Source organism: Pseudonocardia sp. N23, assembly GCF_002583555.1.
Lineage (GTDB): Bacteria > Actinomycetota > Actinomycetes > Mycobacteriales > Pseudonocardiaceae > Pseudonocardia.
This window is the reverse complement of sequence record NZ_BEGX01000024.1, coordinates 1-22,232: the sequence shown is the minus strand read 5'-3', so window position 1 is coordinate 22,232 and position 22,232 is coordinate 1. Positions and strand designations below refer to the sequence as shown.

Here is a 22,232-nt window from a genome sequence, read left to right as displayed (position 1 = left end):
CTCCGTCATTTGTGGGAATCCGGTCAGTTCGTGCTGGTCATGCGTGGTGCCGGCGGCGGGATTCGAACCCGCACTGACGTGCTCCTAGGGCACGGGCCTCTGCCGTTGGGCTACGCCGGCTCGTCCCCGCCCGCACCATGTGTCGGTCAGTGCGTGGCAGTTGGCACACAGGATACGAAGATTCTCGACGCGGTGGTCGATGTGGTCGCTGTTGATGTGGTCCAGTTGGAGCGGTCTCCAGCACGGCGTTCATGGATCTGGAGCCCGTGACGACCCGGGCAAGGTCGTCATCGCTACAACGACGACCGGTTCTCGGTGAGCCCCCGCCGGCTCTCGGCAGGTGCGACGCGTCGACCCCCAGTCTCGCGATGTGCCGACGAAGGGCGTCGTACGTGCCTGCACGAACCCCGAGCCGCCGGCTCACCTCCGCCAACGTCGCACTCGCCGCAACGGCCTCGATCAGCTCCTCGTCGGTCCACCGTCTCGCTCCGGGCACTCGCTGATCGTGACGAACACCCGTTCGAGACGGAACGAGAATGTACGCGAAGATCACACCGCGAGGTCCTTGCGGAGCTTCGCGACGTGACCGGTGGCGCGGACGTTGTACATCGCCTTCTCGATCTTCCCCTCCTCGTCGACGAGGAAGGTCGAGCGGATGACGCCGGTGACGGTCTTGCCGTACATCTTCTTCTCGCCGAAGGCGCCCCAGGCCTGCAGGGTCTCGCGCTCGGGGTCCGACAGCAGCGGGAAGGTGAGGCCCTCGGCGTCGCGGAACCTCGCGAGCTTGGCGGGCTTGTCCGGGGAGATGCCGACGACGTCGAGGCCCGCGTCGCCGAGCTCGGCGAGGTTGTCGCGGAAGTCGCAGGCCTGCTTGGTGCAGCCGGGGGTGCTCGCGGCGGGGTAGAAGTAGACGATCACCTTCCGGCCGCGGTAGTCGGCCAGCGACACGGGCTTGCCGTCGGCGTCGGACAGGGTGAAGTCGGGGGCCGGGTCGCCCTCGGTGAGTCGCTCGCTCATGGTCGGCGATCCTTCCAGGTTCGCGGCGGCGCGGCGCGGGTACGCGACGATGCGGGTTCGGTGACACAGCAGCCCGTCCGACGCGGCCGGGGCCTGTGATCTACGGTGTTGCCTCGCAGGCATTGCAGACCGCAGCCGGGCCACCCCGTATCCGAGGAGGAGTCGTGGCGCGCGACCCCGAAGCCATTCAGCGTGAGATCGAGAAGACGCGCGACGAGCTCGCCCAGAGCCTCGACGCCCTGACCGAGCGGGCGCACCCGAAGCGTTTCGTCGACCAGGGCAAGCAGCAGGTCCAGGCGAAGCTCGCGGACCCGAAGATCAAGTATGCGCTGATCGGAGTGGGTGCGGTCGTGGCGCTGGCGGTGCTGCGCAAGCTGTTCAAGTAGGGGTCAGGCGAGCGACCGGGCCATCTCCTCGACCTCGGCGACGCTCGCCCCTGCGCCGACGAGCGCGCGATAGCGCGCGACCCGGCGGGCGGCGCCGAACCCTGCGACGGCGACGAGGGTGTCGTCGCGGAGCAGCCCGACGACGGTGCCTTTGACAGGTCCGCCGTCGAGGCCGTCTCCGTGCAGGGCGACGTGCCGGGTGGCGGGTTCGGGTCGCCCGAACAGCTGAACCTTGAGTCCGAACTGGTCGGACCAGAAGTAGGGCACCCCGGCGGCGGGCGGTTCGCCGCCGGCGATGGTGGCACCGACGATCGCGGCCTGTTCGACGGTGCTGGTCCAGTGCTCGCGGCGGACGGGCCGGTCGAGGACGTCGTCCCACCAGGCGGCGACGTCGCCGACGGCCCACAGCCCGTCGATGCCCTCCACGCGGCCGGCGGCGTCGCACACGAGGCCGCGGGTGACGTCGATCCCGCTGCCGGACAACCAGCCCAGCTGCGGCTCGGCGCCGATGCCGACGAGGGTGACGTCGGCGGTGACGCGGTCGCCGTCGGCGAGCAGGAGGGTGTCGCCGTCGAACCCTTCGATGCCGACGCCGGTGCGCAGGCGGGCGCCGGACTCGACGAGGAGCCGCCCGCAGAGGCCGCCGAGCTGTTCGCCGAGCGCGCGGGCGAAGGGGACGGAGAGCGCTTCGAGGACGGTGACGTCGATGCCGCGGTCGCGCGCGGCGCTCGCGACCTCGGCGCCGACGAACCCGGCGCCGACGACCGCGAGCGACGAGGCCTCGTCCAGTGCGGTGCGCAGGGCGAGGGAGTCGTCGAGGGTGCGCAGCGTGTGGGCGGTGTCGGGCAGGCCGGGGAGCGTGCGGGCGACGACCCCGGTGGCGACGACGACAGCGTCGGCGTGGAGGGTGGCGCCGTCGTCGAGCTCGACGCGGCCGGGCTGCCAGCCGACGGCCCGGGTGCCGAGGTAGGTGCGGATGCCGAGGTCGTCGTAGCCGTCGGCGGCGCGGAGGGTGACGCGGTCGGCCTCCCAGGTCCCGGCGAGGAGCTGCTTGGACAGCGGCGGGCGGTCGTAGGGGAGGTGTCGTTCGGCGCCGACGAGGCTGATGCGGCCATCATATCCGTTGCTGCGCAAAGCCTCCACGGTGCGGAGGCCACCGAGCCCCGCACCGACGACGAGGACGTGCCGAATCTGCTCCGCCTGCACCGCCGCGATCTCCGTCCCGCCCGGGAACCGTCCCGGGCCGGAGTCCATCTTGGCTGATGGACGCACCGTTGGGCGGTGACCGGGGTCTCCTCCGGGCGGAATGTCGGTCAGTCGGGGGCGGTGTCCTGGTCGAAGCCGGAGCGCAGCCGGTCGAGGGTCTGGGCGAGCAGCCGGGAGACGTGCATCTGGGAGATGCCGACCTTGTCGGCGATCTGGGTCTGCGTCATGTTGCCGAAGAACCGGAGCATGACGATGGTGCGTTCGCGTTCTCCCAGGTCGGCGAGGGCGGGGCGCAGGGCCTGCCGGGTGTCGACGCGGGCGAGCTCGGCATCGGCGGCGCCGACGAGCTCGCCGACGGTGGCGCTGCCCTGTTCGGAGGAGAGCATCTCGTCGAGCGAGGAGCTGCGATAGGCGTCGGCGGCTTCGAGGCCTTCGAGGACCTCGGTGACGGGGATGTCGAGGTGTTCGGCGAGCTCGCTGGGCTTGGGGGCGCGGCCGAGCTGCTGGGACAGCTCGGAGACGGCGCCGTTGAGCGTGACGTGCAGGTCCTTGAGCCGCCGTGGCACCCGCATGGACCAGCCCTGGTCGCGGAAGTGCCGGCGCACCTCGCCGCTGATGGTGGGCACGGCGAACGAGAAGAAGTCGAAACCCTTGTCGGGATCGAACCGGTCGATGGCGTTGATCAGACCGACCGTCGCGACCTGGGTGAGATCGTCGAGAGGCTCGCCACGGTGGGCGAAGCGGCGCGCGATGTGTTGTGCGACAGGGAGGTAGCCGCGGACCAGCTCGTCGCGGAGCGCGTCGCGTCGGGGGTCGTCGTCGGCCAGGCCCGCGTACTCCTCGAGCAGCGGGACGAGGTGGCCGTACTCCGGATCGGTCCTGCTCACCTCTCGGTCGCGCCGGCGCTCTTGCCGAGGACGATCCCGACGAGTGGGCGGCCGTCGGGTCCCGGGGTGTGGCTCACGGAGACGTCGTCGGTGAGGGTCTCGAGGACGCGCCAGCCGAAGGTGTCGGTGGCGACGGTGGAGTCGGCGCCCGCTCCCTCGACCTCGGCGCTGACGTCGATGCGGTCGTCGCGGACCTGGAAGCGGCAGCGCAGGCCGGAGCCGGGCGCTGCGACGTCGACCAGGGTGGCGCAGGCCTCGTCGACGGCCATCCGCAGGTCGGAGATGGCGTCGAGGTCGAAGTCGGCGCGGGCGGCGAGATCGGACGCGACGGCCCGGATGGTGGGGATCAGCGCCGCCGACGCGGCGGTGCGCACCTCCACCGTGGGGCTACCGGAGTCGGTGAGGTCGGCGGAGTCCCTGTCGGACACGCGGGCGCTTCTCCCTTCGCGGGCTGTGCGGGGCCCGGGCGGGGGGCCCGGTCGGAACGGAAGTCTCTCCGGCATCTTGCTACCCGGGGCAGGTGGGTATCAATCATCGGGTCCCGACACGCAGCCGACACGTCCTCAATGGAAGGTCGGCGTCGTCTCCCGGACGCCGGGACGTCGTCGTCGCGCCACGAGCGGTCCTCCAGGCCCGTGGGGTCCGGTGTCGGCCCGGCGAGGCGGCCGGCGCTGCGGAGACGGGCCGCTCGTCCGTGGGGACCGACCTCAGGGAGTGCACCGGCCGACCGGCCGACGACGCATCGTCCCCGCTCACGGATCATGTCGGACCGCTCGCCGTTCGGTCCTGCCAGGGCGGCAGGGGAGGGCTCCGCGGAGTGTTGACTTCGGTGTCAGAGGGCTCGGTGCAGCGTGGCACCGGATGTCGTGAGCAGGGGGATGCCAGGGAATGACTGCGGTACCGGAGATGCGCGGGTCCGGGCCGGTCGTCCCGTTTCCGGGGCGGTCGCGGCCGCGCACGGGGCCGGCGCGGATAGTCGCGATCGCCGAGACCCTCACCGAACTTCGCCGACCCGAGTCCGATCTCGCCCGCATCCTGTCGGGCGTCGGCGTGGCCGATCTGCTCGTCGCGTGCGACGACGTCGTGGCCGCTCAGCCGGGTCCGGCCGCGGCGCCCACGCCGCTGTTCAGCTACCTCGACTACCCGGACTACGACGATCCGGTAGACGACGACCCCGCCGATTCCGTGGACTCCGTGGACCGCACCGGGTGGGCTGCGCCGGCTCCTCGCGAGCCGCGACCGGACGAGCGCATGTCCGCCGTCGACGCCACGGAGCTGCCGGGCCTGCGGGTGCACCGCCTGGGCCTGCGCGGCGTCGCCACGGCGTCTGAGGGCGATCTGGTGGCGGCGATGAGCGAGCTCGTCGGGTTCGACCCGGAGCCCGGCGTCTACTGCCTCGCGCCCGTGGCGTCGCCGGACGATCCGTCGCGCGCGGTGCTGGTCGCCGCGATGGAACGGATCGCCCAGGTGTACGGGCTGCCGATGCTGCGTTACCGCTGCATGGGGCTCTCGATCGTCCCGTGCGAGGGCTGACTCCCCGCCAGGCTACGGCCGGGACACGACGCGACCGGGTCGCATGACGCGACCCGGCCGTGACGCCGGTTCACCGGTGCCGTCCCGCCCCCGACGGCCGGGACGTGACCGGTGACCGTCAGCTGGCGGCGGAGAGTTCCCGCCGCTCGATGATCACGCGACGCTCGGCCTCGGCGAGACCGCCCCAGACGCCGAACGGTTCCCGGGTGGCGATCGCGAACTCCCGGCACTGCTCGAGCACGGGGCAGCGGTGGCAGACCTCCTTGGCCTGAGCGGTGCGCCGGGACCGGGAGGGGTTGCGCTCGCCGTCCGGGTGGAAGAAGACGCCGCTGTCCATGCCGCGGCACGACCCGAGACGCTGCCACTGCCACGCGTGGTCCATCGGGCCGGGGAGTCGTGAAACGTCGCTCATCGCGGGCCCACCTCATTCTTTCCGCTCCGTCCCGGCCGCGTACCGGGAGACCGACGTCGTTCTTCCCGACGGCTCGGAGCTCCAAACGCGACGGACGAGCGAAGACGGCCGCGACGATGACGCGGCGGCGGCGGGCGGCGGTCCACGACGGGCGGCGGCGTGTGGGGCGCCGTCGACGGGGCGGGCATCGTCGCAGCTCAGGGGCCCGGCGACATGATCGGCGCGGCAGGTAGTCTGCGCCGGATTGTCGTGTCCCGCCCGCCGGAACACCCTGAACGTGTCTTACGTCACACTCGGCCGGGATGGTTCAAGTGGGGGCCAGCGCGGCGTCGACGGTGTCGTGGATGTCGAACATGGGCAGCAGCCCGGCGATGGAGAGCGGCCGCAGCACCCGGCGGCCCGTGCACGCGAGCCGCAGGCCCGTTCCGGCCGCGTGGGCGGCCTCGCGGACCTCGATCAGCGCGGCCAGCCCGCTCGTGCCGAGGAACGTCACGCCGTCCAGCGCCACGACGACGAGCTCGACCGCGTCGTCGGCGATGTGCTCCAGGAGCGCCGTCCGCAGCTGCGGAGAGGTCAGCATGTCGACCTCGCCGCCGACCGTCACCACCACCGTCCCCGGCTCCGGCCGAACGACGGAGACCGCGATCTGGTCGGGTCCGTCGGCCCGCGAGGCGGGGGCGGGCTCGGGAGGGGAGGCGTGCATTGCGGTGACGGTAGGGCCGGCCCGGTGGGAGTGCCACTCCTGACGAGGGGCCGGGACCGCCGCGCCGTCATCGGCGCAGGCGGTGGCCTCCGGGCCCGGTGCGCACGGCGCGTCCGGTGCGGCCCAGGTGCTCCATCAGGGGCACGGCGACGCGGCGGGTCGTGCCCAGTGCCTGCCTCACCTCGCTGAGGGTGAGCGCGTCGCCGCCGAGGCCGGAGAGGACGTCGACGGCACGGTCGTCGGCGCCGGCGAGCAGGACCACGCCGTCGGCCAGCCGGAGCAGCTCGCCCGCGCGGACCAGCGAGGCGATCTCCCTCGGTCCCAGCCCGAGCTCGGCCAGCCGGTCTGCGCCCGGCGCGGCGAAGGGGTGGGCCTCGAGGTCGGCGCGCAACGCGTCGAGCCCGGCGCGGACGGCTGCGGGCAGCCCTGCCGCGACCGACCGGGAGACCCGGCCGTCGTGGTGTACGAGCCCGGGTGTGTCGGCCGCGGCGAGCAGCGCGTCGAGGAGCCGGGCGTCGGGCAGGTCGGCGGCGCGGCGCGCGGCCTCGGTCGGCAGGCCGGGAGCGAGCGGGTCGGCCGCGTCGTGGGCGTCGACGGCGGCCCCCAGCGTCGCGAGGACGGACGGGGCGGCGGCGGGGTCGACGAGCCACCCCGCGGCGGCAGGGACGGCCAGAGCGGTGACCTGGGGGCGAGGCACACCCATGGCGACGAGCTCCTCGGCGCGGACGACGCGGCGGCGGGCGAGCTCGGCGGCGGCGTCGGGTACGGCGTCCATGGTCGCCAGCTCGGCGGCCCGCCGGGCGCCGGAGCCGCGACGGCGCAACGGCGGGGGAGCGACGTCGAGCACCATGGCGCCGGCGGCGATGCGGCGCCTGCCGGGGTCGCGCAGCACGACGACGTCGCCGATGCGCAACGGCAGCGGCCGTGCGAGGCGCAGCCTCGCGGTGTCGGCGCCCAGCGGCCGCACCCGTACGGGCACGGCGGCCGAGCCCGCGTGGAGGCTCAGCCCGGCAGGCAGGCCCCCGGCGTCGGCAGCAGTGCCGTGGGGGGCGCGCAGCCGCACGTCGACGACGTCGCCGACCAGGAACGCACCCGGCGTCACCAGGAGGTCGCCGCGCCCGCCCGCCTCACGCGCCACCCCGCGCAGGTTCACCGCGACCCTGGCGACCCCGGACACCCTGTCGTGCGGCTCGCCGAGGGCCTGCAGCCCGCGGACGGTGACGCGCCGCGGTCCGTCGGCGCCGAGGAGGTCGAGCTCGTCGCCGGTGCGGACGGTCCCGGCGGGCAGCGTCCCGGTGACGACGGTGCCCGCCCCGCGCACGGTGAACGACCGGTCGATCCACAGCCGCACGTCGGCACCCGGATCGGGAACGGGCAGGGCGGCGGCGAGGTCGGCCAGCGCGGCGCGCAGCTCGTCCATCCCGGCGCCCGTGACCGCGGAGACGGCGACGGCCGGCACGTCGGCGAGGTCCGTGCCGGTGAGCCGGGCCCGGGCCTCCTCGAGCGCGAGCGACGGATCGAGCAGGTCGGACCGGCTGATGACGAGCAGCCCGTGCTGCACACCGAGCGCGGTGAGGGCGTCGAGGTGCTCGGCCGACTGCGGCATCCAGCCCTCGTCGGCGGCGACGACGAGCATCGCCGCGGGCACCGGGCCGACACCGGCGAGCATCGTCGTGACGAAGCGTTCGTGGCCGGGGACGTCGACGAACGCCACGGTCGACCCGCCGGGAAGGGTGGTCCAGGCGTAGCCGAGGTCGATCGTCATGCCGCGGCGGCGTTCCTCGGCGTAGCGGTCGGGCTCCATCCCGGTCAGGGCCCTGACCAGGGTCGACTTGCCGTGGTCGACGTGCCCGGCGGTGGCGATCACCTGCACCGGATCACCCGTGCGCCGTGGGGAACGTGGCGGTGAGGACGGCGGTGGCCAGCAGGTCGTCGGCCGAGGGTGGCAGCGCGCGCAGGTCGAGCAGGCAGCGGCCGTGGTCGAGGCGGCCGACGACGGCCGGGTCGCCCGCCCGCAGTGCCGCGGCGAAGCGTTCGGGCAGCGACACCGCCGCGCTCTCCAGCGTCACCCCGGGGGCGCCGCCGCCGCCCACGGTGGCGCGCGACGCGACGTCGGCGGCCTCGATCCCCCTGGTGCGCAACAGGTCCGCGAGCCGTGCGGCGCGGGTGCGCAGCGCGGCGGGGTCGGCGTCGAGCGCAGCGCGGGTGGGCGTCGCAGGCCCGGTGAGCGTGGCTTCCATGGCGGCCAGGGTCAGCTTGTCGACGCGCAGCGCCCGAGCCAGCGGGTGCCGCCGCAGCGTCGCCACCAGGCCGGCGCCGCGGCCCGGGCCGCCCAGCAGGAGCCCGGCCTGCGGGCCGCCGAGCAGCTTGTCGCCCGACGCGGTGACCAGCGTGGCACCGGCGGCGAGGGCCGAGGCGGCGTCGGGCTCGTCGGGCAGCAACGGGTGCGGTGTGAGCAGCCCGGACCCGATGTCGGCGACGACGGGTACGTCGCCCGCGATCTCCGCGAGCGCGGCGACGTCGACCGACGCGGTGAAGCCGCTGATCGTGAAGTTCGAGGGGTGCACCTTGAGCACCAGGCCCGTGTCGGGGCCGATCGCGGCGGCGTAGTCGGCGGGGTGCACGCGGTTTGTGGTGCCGACCTCGCGCAGCCGCGCACCCGTCGACACCAGGAGGTCGGGGATGCGGAACCCGTCGCCGATCTCGACGAGCTCCCCGCGCGCGACGACGATCTCGCGACCGGTGGCCAGGCCCGTCGCGACCAGGGCGAGTGCGGCGGCTCCGTTGTTGACCAGGTGCGCCGCCGCCGCGCCGGGGACGGCGGCGAGCAGTGCGTCGACCGTGGTGGCGCCGCGGCGCCCGCGCCCGCCGGTGGTCAGGTCGAGCTCGACGTCGCAGGTCCCGGCCGCGACGGCCAGCGCGTCGACCGCGGCCGCCGACAGCGGCGCCCGGCCCATGTTGGTGTGCAGCAGGACGCCCGTGGCGTTGAGGACGGGCCGCAGCGACGTCGTCGTCGACGGCAGCGCGGCCAGCGCCGTGTCGGCCACCGCGGTCGGCGCGATCGCGCCGAGCCGCGCCTGCTGCTGCGCCGCAGCGACGGCGCCCTTCACCAGGTCGCGGCCCAGCCGCTCGACGGCCGCGGCGACGCGTGGCTCGGCGAGGACGACGTCGGTGCGCGGCACGAGCCGTCGGTGATCGGCGCTCACCCCGACACCCTATTCACCGCCTACTGTGCAGGCATGCCCGTCGCACGACGTCTCACGGAGTTCAGTCACGGCGGCGGGTGCGCGTGCAAGCTCGCGCCCGGCCGGCTCGCCGACGTCCTCGCCCGCGTCACGCCCTCGTCGCACCCGGACCTGTTGGTGGGCACCGAGACCGGCGACGACGCCGCGGTGTGGCGGCTCGACGCCGACCGCGCGCTCGTCGCCACCACCGACTTCTTCACCCCGATCGTCGACGACGCGCGCACCTGGGGCCGGATCGCGGCGGTCAACGCGGTGTCCGACGTCTACGCGATGGGCGGGCGGCCGCTGTTCGCGCTGAACCTCGTGGCATGGCCGTCGGACGACCTGCCCGAGGAGATGCTGGCCGAGGTCCTCGCGGGCGGGGCCGACGCGGGCGCGGAGTGCGGGTTCGCGGTCGTCGGGGGTCACTCGATCGACGATCCCGAGCCGAAGTACGGTCTCGCCGTCGTGGGGGAGGTGCACCCCGACCGGGTGCTCACCAACACCGGGCTCCGCGACGGCGACGCGCTCGTCCTCACCAAGCCGCTCGGGGTGGGGATCGTGTCGTCGGCGGTCAAGTCGGGCGTCGCCCCGGCGGACGTCGCCGCCGCCGCGGTCGCGTCGATGACCACACCGAACGCCGTCGCGTCGACGGCCGCGCTCGCCGCCGGCGCCACGGGCTGCACCGACGTCACCGGGTTCGGGCTGCTCGGGCACCTCAAGAAGATGGCCGCGGCATCCGGCGTGGACGCGTGGATCGACGTCGACGCCGTGCCCGTGATCGCCGGGGCGTGGGAGCTGCTGGAGTCGGGCGTCGTGCCCGGCGGGACGCGGCGCAACCGCGACTGGACCGCCGACGTCGTCGACGCGGGGGGTCGGTCCGAGCACGAGCGGCTGCTGCTCGCCGACGCCCAGACCTCCGGTGGCCTGCTGTTCGGCGCCGACCCGGCCGCTGCCGCCGATGCCGTTGCGGCCCTTCAGGAGCAGGGCCTGCGCGCCGCTGTGGTCGGCCGGGTGGCCGCGGGCACCGGTCGGATCGCGCTCACGTGACCCACGGCAGGTCGTGAGTGGCAACAGTCGCCATGGCGACCATCGCCACTCATGTGGGGGCCGTGCGGCCATCCGGTGTTCACCGGTTCGTCGACTTCGTCCTGGAGCGTTCCGTTCGCCCACCACGAGCGGATCAGGAACCGAGGACGAGATGACCGAGCTGTCCCGCCGGAACTTCATGCAGCGCGCCGCGGCGGTCGGCGCCGGCGTGCTGCTCATCGGCAGCGTCGACGCCCTGCAGGCCATACCCGCGTCGGCGGCCCCGGGCAGGCCGCTCGGCTACGGCCCGCTCGTCGCCGATCCCGCGAAGCGGCTCGCGCTGCCCGCCGGATTCCGGTACTCGATCGTCACGGAGGCCGGCCGGACCACGCTGGAGTCGGGCGAACCCACCCCCCGCAACCATGACGGTACCGGCGCCTTCCGGGCCCGCGGCGGCGGCACCGTGCTGGTCACCAACCACGAGATCCGCGAGCCGTGGGGCACCGAGCTGCCCGTCCCGCACGTCGACGGCACGGTCTACGACGCCGCGGCCGCGGGCGGCTGCACGGTCGTCGAGGTGGGCCGTGACGGCAGCCGGTCGCGCGAGTGGGTCGGCGTCGCCGGCACCGCGACCAACTGCGCAGGCGGGCAGACGCCGTGGGACACGTGGCTGACCTGCGAGGAGATCGACGCCCTCGCCGGCAAGGACGGCTTCACCAAGGACCACGGCTACGTCTTCGAGGTCGATCCGTTCGACCGCCGCGCCAACCGGGACCCGCAGCCGGTCAAGGCCCTGGGCAGGTTCGAGCACGAGGCCGCGGCGGTCGACCCGCGCTCCGGCGCGATCTACCTGACCGAGGACTCCGCGAAGCCCAACGGGCTGCTCTACCGCTGGACCCCGCCGCGCGGATACAAGGGTGGCAAGGGCGCGCTGCGCCGCATCGGCCCCACCGACGGCGCGTTCGCCGCGCTGCGCGCCACCGACGGCGCGGGAAAGCACGTCGACGACCTGTCGCGCGCCACCGCGATCGGCACCGTCTACGCGGCGGGGTGGACGCCGGTGCCCGACCGCGACGGCCGCACCACCCCCACCCGCTCCCAGCTCGGCAACGGCGACGTCACCCGGGCGCGGAAGCTCGAGGGCGCATGGTGGGGCGAGCGCGGCGGCCGTGCGGGCGCGTACGTGGTGTCCAGCTTCGCCCGCGAGGAGAGCCCGGTGCAGCACGACGGCCAGGTGTGGTTCCTCGACCCGGAGCGCGGCACGCTCACCCTGGTCCTGCGCCTCGCGGTCAACCCCGGCCCGGCTGCCGACGGCGCGTTCGACGGCCCCGACAACATCAGCGTCTCGCCCTACGGTGGCGTCATCCTCGCCGAGGACGGCGCGGGCGTGCAGCACCTCTTCGGCGCCACGGACGACGGCCGCACGTTCCCGTTGGCGCGCAACGAGGCCGGCGACGTCGAGTTCACCGGCCCGGTCTACTCGCCGGACCGGCGGACGTTGTTCGCCAACATCCAGGAGCCGGGAGTCACGTTCGCGATCACCGGCCCGTGGCGCCACCAGCGCTGAGCCCCGTGCCGACACCGCGGTGCCGACGCCGTGGTGCCGACACCGCGGTGCCGACGCCGTGGTGCCGACGCCGTGGTGCCGACGCCGTGGCGCCGACGTCACGGCGTCTCGAGGCAGGCGGCGGTCGCCATGAGGAGGGGTTCGCTGCCCGGGCGGCCGACCAGCTGCACCGGCACCCGCGCGGCACCCCACCGCACCGGCACGACCAGCGCGGGGAGCCCGGCGAGGTTCCAGGCCTGCGTGTAGGGCACCGGCACCGGGCGGGAGCCGCGCATCGCGGGCGCCCGCGACCCGACGGCGGGCAGGACGAGGACGTCGTAGCGGCCGCCGTCGAGCCAGCCCGCCATCCGGTCGCGCCACGTGTGCACGGTGCCGGGGACGAGCCGCTCCCGGCGCAGGTCGCGACGCCCGCGCCGCACCACCGCCGACGTCCGCCTGCCCAGCGCGGCGGTGTCGACTCCCAGGTCGGCGGCTTCCTGCGCGACGCCCGCGCGCCAGCGGCGGGTCCACTCGCGTTCGAGGCCCGTCGGGTAGGGCGGGTCGGCGTCGACGGTCTGCACGCCCAGCTCGGTGAACCGGCGGACAGCCTTGCGGACGGCGTCGTGGTGCGCGGGGTCGAGCCGGCCGCGGCCGGCGGGGCTGGCCGTCGAGAACACGACGCGGCGCGGGATGCCGACGGCCGCGAGATCGCCGATCACGGTGCCGGACAGGGCTTCGAACAGCAGCGCGACGTCCGTGGCGGTACGCGCGACGAGCCCGGTCTCGGCCAGGCCGAACCAGCGTTCCTCCGCGCCGCCGGGCAGCGGCAGCGTCCCGTGGCCGGGTTTGAGCCCGACCTGCCCGCACCAGGCCGCGGCGAGGCGGACCGAGCCGCCGCCGTCGCGGCCCAGGGCGAGCGCCGTCATCCCGGCGGCGACGGCCGCGGCCCCGGCGCCGCACGGGTTCGACGCGGGCAGCGCGATGTCGACGGGGTCGCCCGCGCCCGGGGCCATGCGGGTGAAGCCGCAGACACCGAGCTCGGCGGTCCTGGTGCGGCCCAGCACGATCGCCCCGGCGGCGCGCAGCCGGCGGACGAGCGCGTCGTCGCGGAGAGCGGCCTCGCCTCCCGGCAGGCCGTGACCGGTGGGAACCCCGGCCAGCGCGACGTCGTCCTCCACCGCGACCGGGACACCGGCCAGCGGGAGGGCGAAGCGGTCGGAGCGGGCGTCGATCCCCGTGGCCTCCGCGCGCACCCGCTGCGGATCGACGACGCAGAACGCACCGACGCGGTTGTCGACGGCGTCGATCCGGGTCAGATGGGCGTCGACGACGTCGGCGGCGGTGGCGTCCCCGTCGCGGACGCGCGCGGCGATCGTCGCCGCATCGGCGCCCGCGAGCCCGGACATGTCCGGACCTGCACGGTCGGAGAGCACACTCGCCATCGGTTCACTGTGGCATCCGCCCCGGTCCGCGCTGTTCCGACCCGCCGCAACGGAGACGAAGTCGATCACCGGGACACCCGTTGTTCACCCGGACGGCGGCCTCCCGCAGGGGGAACGTGGGCCGGATGGCGGAGGCGGACGGGAATCGAACCCGCCTGACCGAGATGCTCGGCCACGTCGGTGTTGAAGACCGCGGGGGCCACCAGGCACCCAGACGCCTCCCCGGCGCCGCCGACCCTCAGGCCGAGGGGCGCAACGCCTCCGGCACACCGTCGGCGGTGTCGAACAGGCCGAGCAGGCCGGTCGCCTCGAGCGCGCGCGTCACGATCCGGGAACCGCACACCAGCGTGAGCCTGCGGCCCTGCTGCTGCGCCTCGTCCTTGGCCGCGACCAGTGCCGCCAGGCCCGCCGAACCGAGGAACGTCACCGACGACAGGTCGAGGACCAGCAGCGACGCCGACGGAAGCCGGTCGGCGATGCGTTCGGACAGCATCGGCGCCGTCAGCGTGTCGACCTCGCCGCTGACATGCAGGACGACCGCCCCGTCGCCGTGCTCGACGGCGTCGAAACGGATCACCTCGGCGGTGGGCTCTCCGACCTCGTCGGAGTGCCCGCCCGTCTCACCGTTCATGCGCACCGTCGCTCCTCGGGCTCTCCGGACAGGTGACGCGGACTGTGTTCTCAACCGCGTGCCAACCCTACGACCCGCCCGGAGCGGCACACAACACGACCCCCGGGCACGCCAGGACGACCCGCGACGGGGTGGTCGCCGCCATCGGTGGGGGTGCCCGCCACACCCCGGACGGTGGGGGAGCGCGTGCCGGGTTCGGCCGGGCAGCATGATCGGAGCGCCCGCCCGCCGCGGGCAGGGTTCACCTCGTCACCGGGACGGCGCCAGAGCCTGACCGGGCAGCCGACGAGGAGCCCGCCATGAGCGCCCCGACCCTTCCCCACGCCACCCACCGCGACCTGCGTGCCGTCACGGCCGTCGAGACCGGCCCCGACGTCGACCGCATGCCGACCGTCGAGTTCCTGCCCGAGTTCCCCTCCCCGCGCCACGTCTCCCGGCCCGGTGCGAGCGCGCCGGCGACGCCGCCAGGTGCCGGCCCCGGCCGCGTCACCGCAGCCGAGACCCCGAGACTCGGACGCCGGGCGCTGCGCCGCGAGCAGGACGTCACGCTGACCGCGCCGCGGCGGCGCTACAGCCTCGTCGCGAAGATGCTGTTCGCGACGATGGACCTGCTCTACGGCCGCCGCCGCACCATGGAGAAGTTCCAGGTCCTGGAGATCGTCGCCCGCATCCCGTACCAGATCTGGGAGAACGCTGCCTACCGCGCGCTGACCCGGCGCCACCGCGACGTCGGTGTGGCGTACCGGATCCGCGAGCGCATCGAGGAGAACCGTGAGCAGCAGGACAACGAGGAGTGGCACCTGCTCATCACGGCCGAGCTCGTCGCGCAGCGCGGCCGGACGCTGAACGCCTTCCGCTACCGGTTCCTGCCGTGGCTGATGGCCGTCGGCTACTACCACACGTCCTGGCTGCTGTTCGTGCTCGCGCCGCGCTGGAGCTACCGCCTCAACGCCGACTTCGAGGACCACGCCGAGCACGAGTACGCGGAGTTCGTCGCCGAGCACCCCGAGTTCGAGACCCGGCTGCACGGCTCGGTGTTCGCCGACGAGTACGGCGCCCACACCTCCCTCGCCGACCTGCTGCGCCAGATCGGGCACGACGAGCGGATGCACAAGGAGGAGTCCGAGCGGTACCTGCGTGTGGGCAAGCTGGTCTGACCAGGGAATGATCGCGAAAGCGGACAGCACGTCGGAACTGGCGCCGGGTAACGGATCCGGGGCCCGTTCCGACGATTCGGACGTCGCCCGCGGCAGGTGGCGATGCCGGTGTGCCCAACAGCGACAGGTCGGGAATCGGTGATGCAGGTGAGTGCGAGCTTCGAGGCGACGGCGCGGGCGGTCGACGCGCCCCTGCCCGACGACGTGCCGGACCCGTCCGCGGTCGGCCCGGCGGCCCCTCCCGAGCTGGTCGTCCGCGGCCTGCGCAAGACCTACGAGGCAGAGACCGCACCCGTCCGGGCGTTGCGCGGCGTCGACCTCACCGTCGGGCACGGCGAGTTCGTCGCGCTCATGGGCCCGTCGGGCAGCGGCAAGTCGACGCTGCTGCACCTGCTCGCCGGCCTCGACCGGGCCGACGAGGGATCGGTGACGCTCGCCGGGGTCCGCACCGAGGAGCTCAGCGGATCCCGGCTGGCCCGCCTGCGCCGTCGCCACGTCGGTCTCGTCTTCCAGTTCTTCCACCTCATCGACCACATGTCCGCGCTGGAGAACGTCGCGCTCGCCGCGCTCGTCGCCGGGGCGAGGCCCGCCGAGGCCACCGAGCGCGCCCGCGACCTCCTCGACACCCTCGGCCTGCTGGAGAAACAGGGGGAGCGGCCCGCGGCCCTGTCCGGCGGGCAGCGCCAGCGCGTCGCCATCGCCCGCGCGCTGGCCAACCGCCCCACACTCCTGCTGGCCGACGAACCGACCGGCGCGCTCGACTCCGACGGCGCCGCCGAGGTCCTCGACCTGTTCACCCGCCTGCACCACGACGGCCAGACGATCCTGATGGTCACCCACAGCGCCGACGTCGCCGGTGGCGCGCAACGGATCGTGCGGATGCGCGACGGCATGCTGCTCGGCGGGGGCACCGACGCCTTCGGGGAGCAGCCGTGATCCGGGCCGCCTCCACCGCCCCGGGCCGCCGCGCTCGTCGTTCGCTGCTGCTGTCGGGCCTCGTCGTCGGGGTCGGGATCGCATCGGTCGCCGTGTGCGTCGGGCTGCTGCGCGGCGGCCCGCCGCTGTGGGTGTCCGCGCTGCTCGCGTTCGCCCCGGTCGTCGTCGCGGTCGTCGCCGGGTTCAACGCGCGCGCCCGCCGGGCCAGCACGTCGGTGCTGGTGGCCGCCGCCGACTTCGCCGGGCTCGCCGTCGCCGTCGACGCCGGGCTCGTCCTCACCCTGCTGATCCTGGGCAAGCTGCCGTCCGGGGCGCAGCAGGACCTCGTCAACCCTGCGCTGATCGGGATGCTGCTCGTCGCCACCCTCGCCGGTCCCCTCGGGCGCCGCGCCGGGCGCTCGGCACGCATGTCGCTGCTGGGCACCCGCCGCTCGCCCGACGAGCTGCTCGCCGACTTCGCCGAACGCGCCGGCCGTGGCACGCCCGTCGACGACCTGCTGCGCCGCCTCGCCGAGACCATGCGCCGCGACTGGCGGCTGTCGTCGGTCCAGATCTGGACGGGCGATCCCGATGTCCCCGGCCTGCACCGCGGCCTCGTCGTCCCCGAGCCGTTCGAGGAGACCCCACCCCCACCGCCGCTCGACGCCACCGAGACGGCCACCCTCGAACGCGCCGGTGTCGCCGGACCCGGCTGGCTGCGGCTGTGGCTGCCCCGGCTGCTCGCCGAGCAGGACGCCACCGGCGTCGCCACCCAGCTGCGGCTGGCCCCCGCGGTCCACGGCGGCCGGGTGCTCGCGCTCGTCGTCGTCGAACGGCCGCTGGACTCCGACCGGTTCACCGCCGCCGACGAACGCGCCCTCGCCGAGGTCGCCCGCCGGCTCGCGATCGTGCTGCGCAACCGCGCCCTCGACGAGGCCCTGCAGGCCACCCTCGCCGACCTGCGCCGGTCCAACGCCGACCTGCAGGCCTCCCGCGGCCGACTCGTCCGCACCGCCGACGCCGAACGTCGCCGCATCGAGCGCGACCTCCACGACGGCGCCCAGCAGCACCTCGTCGCCCTCGCCGTCGGGCTGCGGCTCGTCCGCGACGGGCTGACCGAGTCCGGCGAGACCGCCGCGTCCTACCTCGAGCTGATCGACGAGCTCGACGCCGGCGTCCGCGAGTCGATCCAGGAGCTGCGCCACCTCGCCCACGGCATCTACCCGCCGCTGCTGCGCGACTCGGGCCTCGGCGAGGCCCTGCGCGCCGCCGCCAAACGCAACCCCCTCGACGTCACCGTCACCGCCACGGGCCTGGGCCGCCACGGCGAGCAGCTCGAGGCCGCCGTCTACTTCTGCTGCCTGGAGGCCCTGCAGAACGCGGCCAAGCACGCCCCCGACGCGAGCGTCGTCGTGGCCCTGGAGCAGGACGAGGACGAGCTGCGCTTCTCCGTCGTCGACACCGGGCCGGGCTGCGACGTCGACAACATGGCCGCGGGCGCCGGCATGCAGAACATGGCCGACCGGCTCGGCGCCATCGGCGGCACCCTGGAGCTCAGCTCCGCGCCCGGCCGCGGCACCACCGTCAGCGGTCGGGTGCCGCTGCACACGGTCGCCCCCGTCACGACAGTGACCGGGCCCGTCACCGTCCCCGCCCGCGCCGCCGCGGCCCCGCCCCGGCATGGGTGACGCGTTCGGCGCGATCCGCGCCGTCGCCCGGGCCGAGGTGCGCGTCGGCTGGCGGGCGACCCTGCTCATGGGCGTGGTGTTCGGGCTGGTCGCGGGCATCGTGCTCGGCGGCGTCGGGCTGGCCGGGCGCACCGCCTCGGCCTACCCGCGGCTCGTCGAGGCCGTCCATCTCGACGACGCCCGCACCCTCGTGGCCGCCGACCAGCCCCAGCTCGCCGCGGCCGTCCCATCGCTGCCCGGCGTCGCACAGGCCCGCACCGACGAGGCGTGGATCGCCCAGCTCGACGGTCCCGCCCTCCGGTTCGTCTCCATCGGCGCCCCGACGACCGCGCACGAGAACCTCCTCGACCCCGTGGTCGTCGAGGGCCGTGCGCCCGCCCGGGACGCCGCCGACGAGATCCTGCTCAGCGAATCCATCGCCCAGAGCAGCGGGCTGGGCGTCGGGTCCATCGTCACGCTGCGGATGCTGACCCTCGACCAGGTCTCGAAGTTCGACGTCGGCTTCGGCCCACCCGCCGGCCCCAGCACGACGGTGCGCGTCGTCGGGATCGGCCGGATGCCCGCGTGGGGCGGGGCGCTCGCCCCCGTCCAGGCCGGGCCCGCGTTCGCCGCGAAGTTCCTGCCCGACATCATCGGCTACTCGATCTACGTCCGGCTCGCCGCCGACCCCGACGCCGCCCAGCGCTTCGGCGCCGCGTTCGCCCGCACCGCGGCGGTCGTCGACCAGATCTCGCCGTCGCTGATCTCCCAGTACACGCAACGCACCGTCGAGCTGCCCAGCGCGACCGTCGACCCGTCGGTCCGGGCTGCCGAGCAGGTCCTCGTCGGCGGGCTCGTCGTGTTCGTCGTCGTCCTCGCCCTCGGCGGGTTGCAGGTCCTCGGGCAGAGCATGGTGCGCCACCACGGCGTCCGCGGCGGCACCCAACGTGTCGAGTCGGCACTCGGCATGCGTGCGAGCGAACGCGCCGCCGCCCGCGTCCTCGCCGCCGCCGGCGCCGCAGCGGTCGCCGGGATCGTCGCGGGCGGTGTCGCGCTCGCCGCCGGCTGGCTCGAACCCCTCGGCAGCCAGGCGCGATTCGAACCCGAACCCGGGTTCCGGCCGGTCTGGTCGCTCGTCCTGCTCGGCGGGATCGGCACCGCGCTCGTGTTCTCACTCGTCGTGGCGGCCACGGCGGCGATCGCCGGACGCCGCAGGGCGACGGTCGTGCCGTCCGTCCGTGCCGCCGCGATCAACCCGCTGCGACGCTGGCCCGCCGCGCTGCTCGGCACCCGGCTCGCGATGCACGGCCGCCTCGGCCGTGGCGGGGTCCCCGCCGTCGCCACGGTCATCGCCGCGTCCCTCGCCATGGCCGGCGTCGTCGCCGCCATCTCGTTCGGGGCCAGCCTGCAACGCCTCGTCGACACCCCCGCCCGCTACGGGCACGCCGCCGACCTCACGATCGTCGACGCACGCGAGGCCGACATCGCGCGCCTCGTCGCCGACCCCCGCGTCGCCGCCCTCGACGTCGGCGCCGCGGGCACCGCCGAGCTCGCCGACGGCGACCAGATCGAGGTCACCAGCCGCGACGTCCGCAAGGGACGGATGCCCATCGCCGTCGCCGGCGGCCGGATGCCGACCGGTCCCGGTGAGGTCGCCATCGGCCCGCGGCTCGCGTCCAGGCTGGGCCTCGACGTCGGCGACACCCTCGAGGTCCGCCGCATCCAGGGCGGCACCGTCACGCTGCAGATCGTCGGCAAGGCTGTGATCACCTCGCAGAACCACGGCGGTATCGGCGACGGTGCCGTCGTCGCCCCTGACGTCATGCGCCAGGTCGCGCCCGGACAGCCCCTCTACGACGCCACCGTCCTCGCCGTACCCGGCGCCGCCGACGCCCTGTTCGCCGAGCTCAGCCGGAACCTCGAGGTCTTCCAACGCGACGTGCCCACCGCCGTCGCCAACCTCGCCGACCTCGTCACCCTGCCCGAACTGCTCGCGCTCGTGCTCGCCGTCGTCGCGGGCAGCGGGCTCGCGCACGCGCTGCTGACCTCCGGGCGCAGGCACGCGCGCGAGGTCGCCGTCCTGTCCGTGCTCGGCGCCACCCCCGGCCAGGTCCGCGCCACCCTCGCCGTCATGGCCGCCACCACCGTGCTGCCGGCGCTCGTCGTCGGCGTCCCGCTGGGGCTCGGCGCCGCCCGCGTCCTGTGGTGGCAGCTCGCCACCGCCACCGGCGTCGCAGGCGACCTCGCCGTTCCCGGCAGGCTCCTGTTCGTGATCGTCCCGGCCGTCCTCGTCGCCGCGCTGCTGCTCTCGCTCGCCCCCGCCGCACGCGCCGCCCGCACCCCGCCCGCCGTGGCGCTCGCGACGGGCTGACCTGCTCCCACGCCGCCGGGGGTGTGGAAAACCGCACCCCCGACCAGCGGCAACGCGCCCCCGCACCTGCCAGGAACCAACCTCGAACCGGCCCCCTGCGAGCGGCATCGTTCTCGGTGTCAGCACGACAGCCCCCGAGACACCGCACCCGGAACAGGTCGCACGGACTCGGTCGAGGAAGGACCCCCGCCATGGCACTGCGCACCCTGTCCCGTGTCGCCACCGTCGGCGCCGCCGCCGTCGCGGCCGCCCTCATCGGCGTCGCACCCGCCGTGGCGCAGACGTCGGCGCCACCCGGGTCACCGCAGGCGGCAACCGCCACCGAGAAGACCGCCGCCGCCGTCCGTCCCGCCATCACCTACCTGACCAGCACCTTCACCGGCTACGTCGCCGACGAGTCCGGCACGTTCTTCAACAACGGCGCCCCCTACCAGCTCAGCACCACCTGCACCGGCTTCGGCGTCAACCCCAACGGCTACGTCGCCACCGCCGGCCACTGCGTCGACACCAGCACCGCGAACGGCATCAAGTCCGAGTTCGTCCTGGCTGCCGCCCAGCAGGTCGTCGCCGCCATCCCCGGCGTCGACCTCGCCACCGCCTACCAGTACGGCATGGCCAACTGGACCGTCGAGGGGGCCACCAAGGGCTCGCCCATCGACGCCCAGATCTCGGTCATCAACGGCTCGAACACCAACGCCAACGCCCTGCCCGCCCGCGTCGTCGACTACCGGCCCCTCGACCAGGGCGACGTCGCCCTGCTGAAGGTCGAGACCACCGACCTGCCGAGCGTCGAGCTCGCCACCGACGCCGACGTCCAGATCGGCACCCCGGTGCTGTCGATCGGCTACCCGGCCAGCGCCGACGCCGTCACCGACGCCAGCCTCGAACCGTCCAACAAGGACGGCCAGGTCAGCTCCAAGAAGACCCTCGGCACCGTTCCCGTCTACGAGACCAGCGCCGCCCTGTCCGGCGGCATGAGCGGCGGCCCGACCGTCGGCCTGGACGGCCGCGTCATCGGCGTCAACAGCTTCAAGCCGGCCAGCGAGTCGCAGGCCTTCAACTTCATCGCGCCGTCGCAGGGCCTCTCGGAGCTGCTGTCGCGCAACGGTGTCCGCAACGAGCTGGGCCCGGAGGACAAGAACTTCCGCGCCGCCCTCGACGCCTACTACGGCGGCCACTACACCGACGCCATCGCGGGCTTCGACAAGCTCCTGCAGGTCCACCCGCAGCACGCCCAGGCCACCCAGTTCAAGACCCTCGCCGCCAAGGCTCGCGACAAGTTCGGTGACACCCCCGTCGCGCCGCCCGCCTCCGAGGGCATGCCGCCGATCCTGATGTGGTCGCTGATCGGTGGTGGCGCGGTCCTCCTGATCGCCGGTGCCACGACGATCCTGCTCGTGTCGCGCAAGCGCCGCCCCGGTGGCCCGGCCCCGGCCGGCAACGGCTACCCCGTGCAGCCGAACCCGAACGCGCCCCAGAACGTGCCGCACAACATGGCGCCGTCCGACGGGTACGCGGCACAGAACGGATACGGCCGTCAGCTCGGGTACGCGCCGCAGGGCTACGCCGCCCCGCAGGGCTACCAGGCCCCGCAGGGCTACACGGCCCAGCCGGGTCACCAGGCCCCGCAGGGCTACACGGCCCAGCCGGGTCACCCGGCTCCGCAGGGTCAGCCGGTCCGGCAGGCCGGACCCGTCGCCCCGACGAGCCCGCCCGTCGGCATCCCCGCCGTCGGCCCGCAGCAGACCTGGCAGCAGGACGGCGCGCTCTACCGCCCTGCTCCTCCGGTCGCCCCGGCCGACTCGTCGTTCGACCCGGGAGCCACCACGGTCGTCGTCGACCACCCCGCCCCGGTCGGCTGCATCACCTGTGGCACGACCCTGGCACCCGACGCCGCCGCATGCACCACCTGCGGCCGCCCGCGCGGCTGACCGCAGCAGCACGACACCGACCCCGAGGGGCCGGCCGGACACCCCGGCCGGCCCTTCGGCCGTGGAGGGAGACCCTGCGCAGCCCACCCACACCCCCTGCTTCGCCTGTGGTGCCGCGGCGCCGGGACTGTCAACTGAGCGGTGTAACTGATGTTGTGCGGGTTTACTTGCGGCC

The 22,232-nt window shown here is 74.6% G+C and carries 19 protein-coding genes and 2 tRNA genes; 9 read left to right on the top strand and 12 right to left on the bottom strand.

The features are described from left to right. Positions 1–44 precede the first annotated feature (44 nt). Both TOK_RS07920 and bcp read right to left on the bottom strand, forming a co-directional pair. Positions 45–120, bottom strand: a tRNA-Leu gene (locus TOK_RS07920). A 429-nt stretch (positions 121–549) separates the two neighbouring features. Then, positions 550–1,017 carry a thioredoxin-dependent thiol peroxidase gene (gene bcp, locus TOK_RS07910; RefSeq protein WP_098957152.1) on the bottom strand — a complete coding sequence of 156 codons (468 nt, stop codon included), beginning with the start codon at positions 1,015–1,017 and terminating at the stop codon, positions 550–552. A gap of 164 nt (positions 1,018–1,181) precedes the next feature. Here bcp and TOK_RS07905 point away from each other — a divergent pair, with 164 nt between their 5' ends. Beyond that, on the top strand, positions 1,182–1,403 hold the full coding sequence (locus tag TOK_RS07905; protein ID WP_098957151.1) for a DUF3618 domain-containing protein: 222 nt from the start codon (positions 1,182–1,184) through the stop codon (positions 1,401–1,403). Between the two features lie 3 nt (positions 1,404–1,406). Here the strand turns inward: TOK_RS07905 and TOK_RS07900 are convergent, their stop codons facing one another. From TOK_RS07900 to TOK_RS07890, 3 genes are read right to left on the bottom strand one after another with little or no spacing between them, the layout of a single operon-like run. Continuing rightward, on the bottom strand, positions 1,407–2,675 hold the full coding sequence (locus tag TOK_RS07900) for an NAD(P)/FAD-dependent oxidoreductase (RefSeq protein ID WP_253258248.1): 1,269 nt from the start codon (positions 2,673–2,675) through the stop codon (positions 1,407–1,409). A gap of 41 nt (positions 2,676–2,716) precedes the next feature. Further along, complete coding sequence (locus TOK_RS07895; RefSeq protein ID WP_098957150.1) at positions 2,717–3,496, bottom strand: SigB/SigF/SigG family RNA polymerase sigma factor; 780 nt, start codon at positions 3,494–3,496, stop codon at positions 2,717–2,719. After that, positions 3,493–3,924 carry an ATP-binding protein gene (locus TOK_RS07890; RefSeq protein WP_098957149.1) on the bottom strand — a complete coding sequence of 144 codons (432 nt, stop codon included), beginning with the start codon at positions 3,922–3,924 and terminating at the stop codon, positions 3,493–3,495. Before TOK_RS07890 ends, TOK_RS07895 begins: the two co-directional genes overlap by 4 nt. Before the next feature lie 460 nt (positions 3,925–4,384). Here TOK_RS07890 and TOK_RS07885 point away from each other — a divergent pair, with 460 nt between their 5' ends. Next, positions 4,385–5,029: a hypothetical protein gene (locus TOK_RS07885; protein WP_141566314.1), complete on the top strand. Its 645-nt coding sequence runs from the start codon at positions 4,385–4,387 to the stop codon at positions 5,027–5,029. A gap of 118 nt (positions 5,030–5,147) precedes the next feature. Here TOK_RS07885 and TOK_RS07880 read toward each other — a convergent pair whose 3' ends face one another. From TOK_RS07880 to selA, 4 genes are all read right to left on the bottom strand, one after another. Beyond that, positions 5,148–5,441, bottom strand: a complete 294-nt coding sequence (locus tag TOK_RS07880; RefSeq protein WP_098957147.1) for a WhiB family transcriptional regulator — start codon at positions 5,439–5,441, stop codon at positions 5,148–5,150. A gap of 307 nt (positions 5,442–5,748) precedes the next feature. Further along, on the bottom strand, positions 5,749–6,144 hold the full coding sequence (locus TOK_RS07875) for an STAS domain-containing protein (protein WP_098957146.1): 396 nt from the start codon (positions 6,142–6,144) through the stop codon (positions 5,749–5,751). A gap of 67 nt (positions 6,145–6,211) precedes the next feature. After that, positions 6,212–8,017, bottom strand: coding sequence for a selenocysteine-specific translation elongation factor (gene selB / locus TOK_RS07870; RefSeq protein ID WP_098957145.1), 1,806 nt, complete (start codon positions 8,015–8,017; stop codon positions 6,212–6,214). A gap of 4 nt (positions 8,018–8,021) precedes the next feature. Then, the gene (gene selA, locus TOK_RS07865) at positions 8,022–9,350 is read right to left on the bottom strand and encodes an L-seryl-tRNA(Sec) selenium transferase (protein WP_098957144.1); all 1,329 of its coding nucleotides are present in this window, start codon (positions 9,348–9,350) and stop codon (positions 8,022–8,024) included. A 33-nt stretch (positions 9,351–9,383) separates the two neighbouring features. Between selA and selD the strand changes: the two genes are divergently transcribed. Continuing rightward, positions 9,384–10,418: a selenide, water dikinase SelD gene (selD, locus tag TOK_RS07860; protein ID WP_098957175.1), complete on the top strand. Its 1,035-nt coding sequence runs from the start codon at positions 9,384–9,386 to the stop codon at positions 10,416–10,418. Between the two features lie 151 nt (positions 10,419–10,569). Further along, the gene (locus TOK_RS07855; RefSeq protein WP_098957143.1) at positions 10,570–11,964 is read left to right on the top strand and encodes an alkaline phosphatase PhoX; all 1,395 of its coding nucleotides are present in this window, start codon (positions 10,570–10,572) and stop codon (positions 11,962–11,964) included. Positions 11,965–12,062: 98 nt separating this feature from the next. Here TOK_RS07855 and TOK_RS07850 read toward each other — a convergent pair whose 3' ends face one another. The 3 genes from TOK_RS07850 to TOK_RS07840 form a co-directional block, all read right to left on the bottom strand. After that, positions 12,063–13,385 (bottom strand): amidase, encoded by a 1,323-nt coding sequence (locus tag TOK_RS07850; RefSeq protein ID WP_098957142.1) that lies wholly within the window; start codon positions 13,383–13,385, stop codon positions 12,063–12,065. A 126-nt stretch (positions 13,386–13,511) separates the two neighbouring features. Continuing rightward, positions 13,512–13,607 (bottom strand) — tRNA-Sec (locus TOK_RS07845). A 16-nt stretch (positions 13,608–13,623) separates the two neighbouring features. Further along, positions 13,624–14,016, bottom strand: coding sequence for an STAS domain-containing protein (locus tag TOK_RS07840; protein WP_098957141.1), 393 nt, complete (start codon positions 14,014–14,016; stop codon positions 13,624–13,626). Positions 14,017–14,315: 299 nt separating this feature from the next. On the opposite strand from TOK_RS07840, the gene TOK_RS07835 reads away from it, so the two are divergent. From TOK_RS07835 to TOK_RS34875, 5 genes are all read left to right on the top strand, one after another. Next, positions 14,316–15,173 carry an alternative oxidase gene (locus TOK_RS07835; RefSeq protein ID WP_098957140.1) on the top strand — a complete coding sequence of 286 codons (858 nt, stop codon included), beginning with the start codon at positions 14,316–14,318 and terminating at the stop codon, positions 15,171–15,173. A 147-nt stretch (positions 15,174–15,320) separates the two neighbouring features. Next, positions 15,321–16,109 carry an ABC transporter ATP-binding protein gene (locus TOK_RS07830; RefSeq protein ID WP_253258247.1) on the top strand — a complete coding sequence of 263 codons (789 nt, stop codon included), beginning with the start codon at positions 15,321–15,323 and terminating at the stop codon, positions 16,107–16,109. Then, on the top strand, positions 16,106–17,776 hold the full coding sequence (locus TOK_RS07825; RefSeq protein WP_098957139.1) for a histidine kinase: 1,671 nt from the start codon (positions 16,106–16,108) through the stop codon (positions 17,774–17,776). Before TOK_RS07830 ends, TOK_RS07825 begins: the two co-directional genes overlap by 4 nt. Continuing rightward, on the top strand, positions 17,769–20,126 hold the full coding sequence (locus TOK_RS07820; RefSeq protein ID WP_098957138.1) for an FtsX-like permease family protein: 2,358 nt from the start codon (positions 17,769–17,771) through the stop codon (positions 20,124–20,126). Before TOK_RS07825 ends, TOK_RS07820 begins: the two co-directional genes overlap by 8 nt. Positions 20,127–20,317: 191 nt before the next feature. Next, positions 20,318–22,057, top strand: coding sequence for a serine protease (locus TOK_RS34875; RefSeq protein ID WP_098957137.1), 1,740 nt, complete (start codon positions 20,318–20,320; stop codon positions 22,055–22,057). Positions 22,058–22,232 lie beyond the last annotated feature (175 nt).

Coding starts and splice junctions, on each gene's coding strand:
- TOK_RS07850 (WP_098957142.1), bottom strand. CDS start 13,385: ATGGCGAGTGTGCTCTCCGACCGTGCAGGTCCGGACATGTCCGGGCTC.
- TOK_RS07835 (WP_098957140.1), top strand. CDS start 14,316: ATGAGCGCCCCGACCCTTCCCCACGCCACCCACCGCGACCTGCGTGCC.
- TOK_RS07855 (WP_098957143.1), top strand. CDS start 10,570: ATGACCGAGCTGTCCCGCCGGAACTTCATGCAGCGCGCCGCGGCGGTC.
- selD (WP_098957175.1), top strand. CDS start 9,384: ATGCCCGTCGCACGACGTCTCACGGAGTTCAGTCACGGCGGCGGGTGC.
- bcp (WP_098957152.1), bottom strand. CDS start 1,017: ATGAGCGAGCGACTCACCGAGGGCGACCCGGCCCCCGACTTCACCCTG.
- TOK_RS07840 (WP_098957141.1), bottom strand. CDS start 14,016: ATGAACGGTGAGACGGGCGGGCACTCCGACGAGGTCGGAGAGCCCACC.
- TOK_RS07880 (WP_098957147.1), bottom strand. CDS start 5,441: ATGAGCGACGTTTCACGACTCCCCGGCCCGATGGACCACGCGTGGCAG.
- TOK_RS07875 (WP_098957146.1), bottom strand. CDS start 6,144: ATGCACGCCTCCCCTCCCGAGCCCGCCCCCGCCTCGCGGGCCGACGGA.
- TOK_RS34875 (WP_098957137.1), top strand. CDS start 20,318: ATGGCACTGCGCACCCTGTCCCGTGTCGCCACCGTCGGCGCCGCCGCC.
- TOK_RS07885 (WP_141566314.1), top strand. CDS start 4,385: ATGACTGCGGTACCGGAGATGCGCGGGTCCGGGCCGGTCGTCCCGTTT.
- TOK_RS07820 (WP_098957138.1), top strand. CDS start 17,769: ATGGGTGACGCGTTCGGCGCGATCCGCGCCGTCGCCCGGGCCGAGGTG.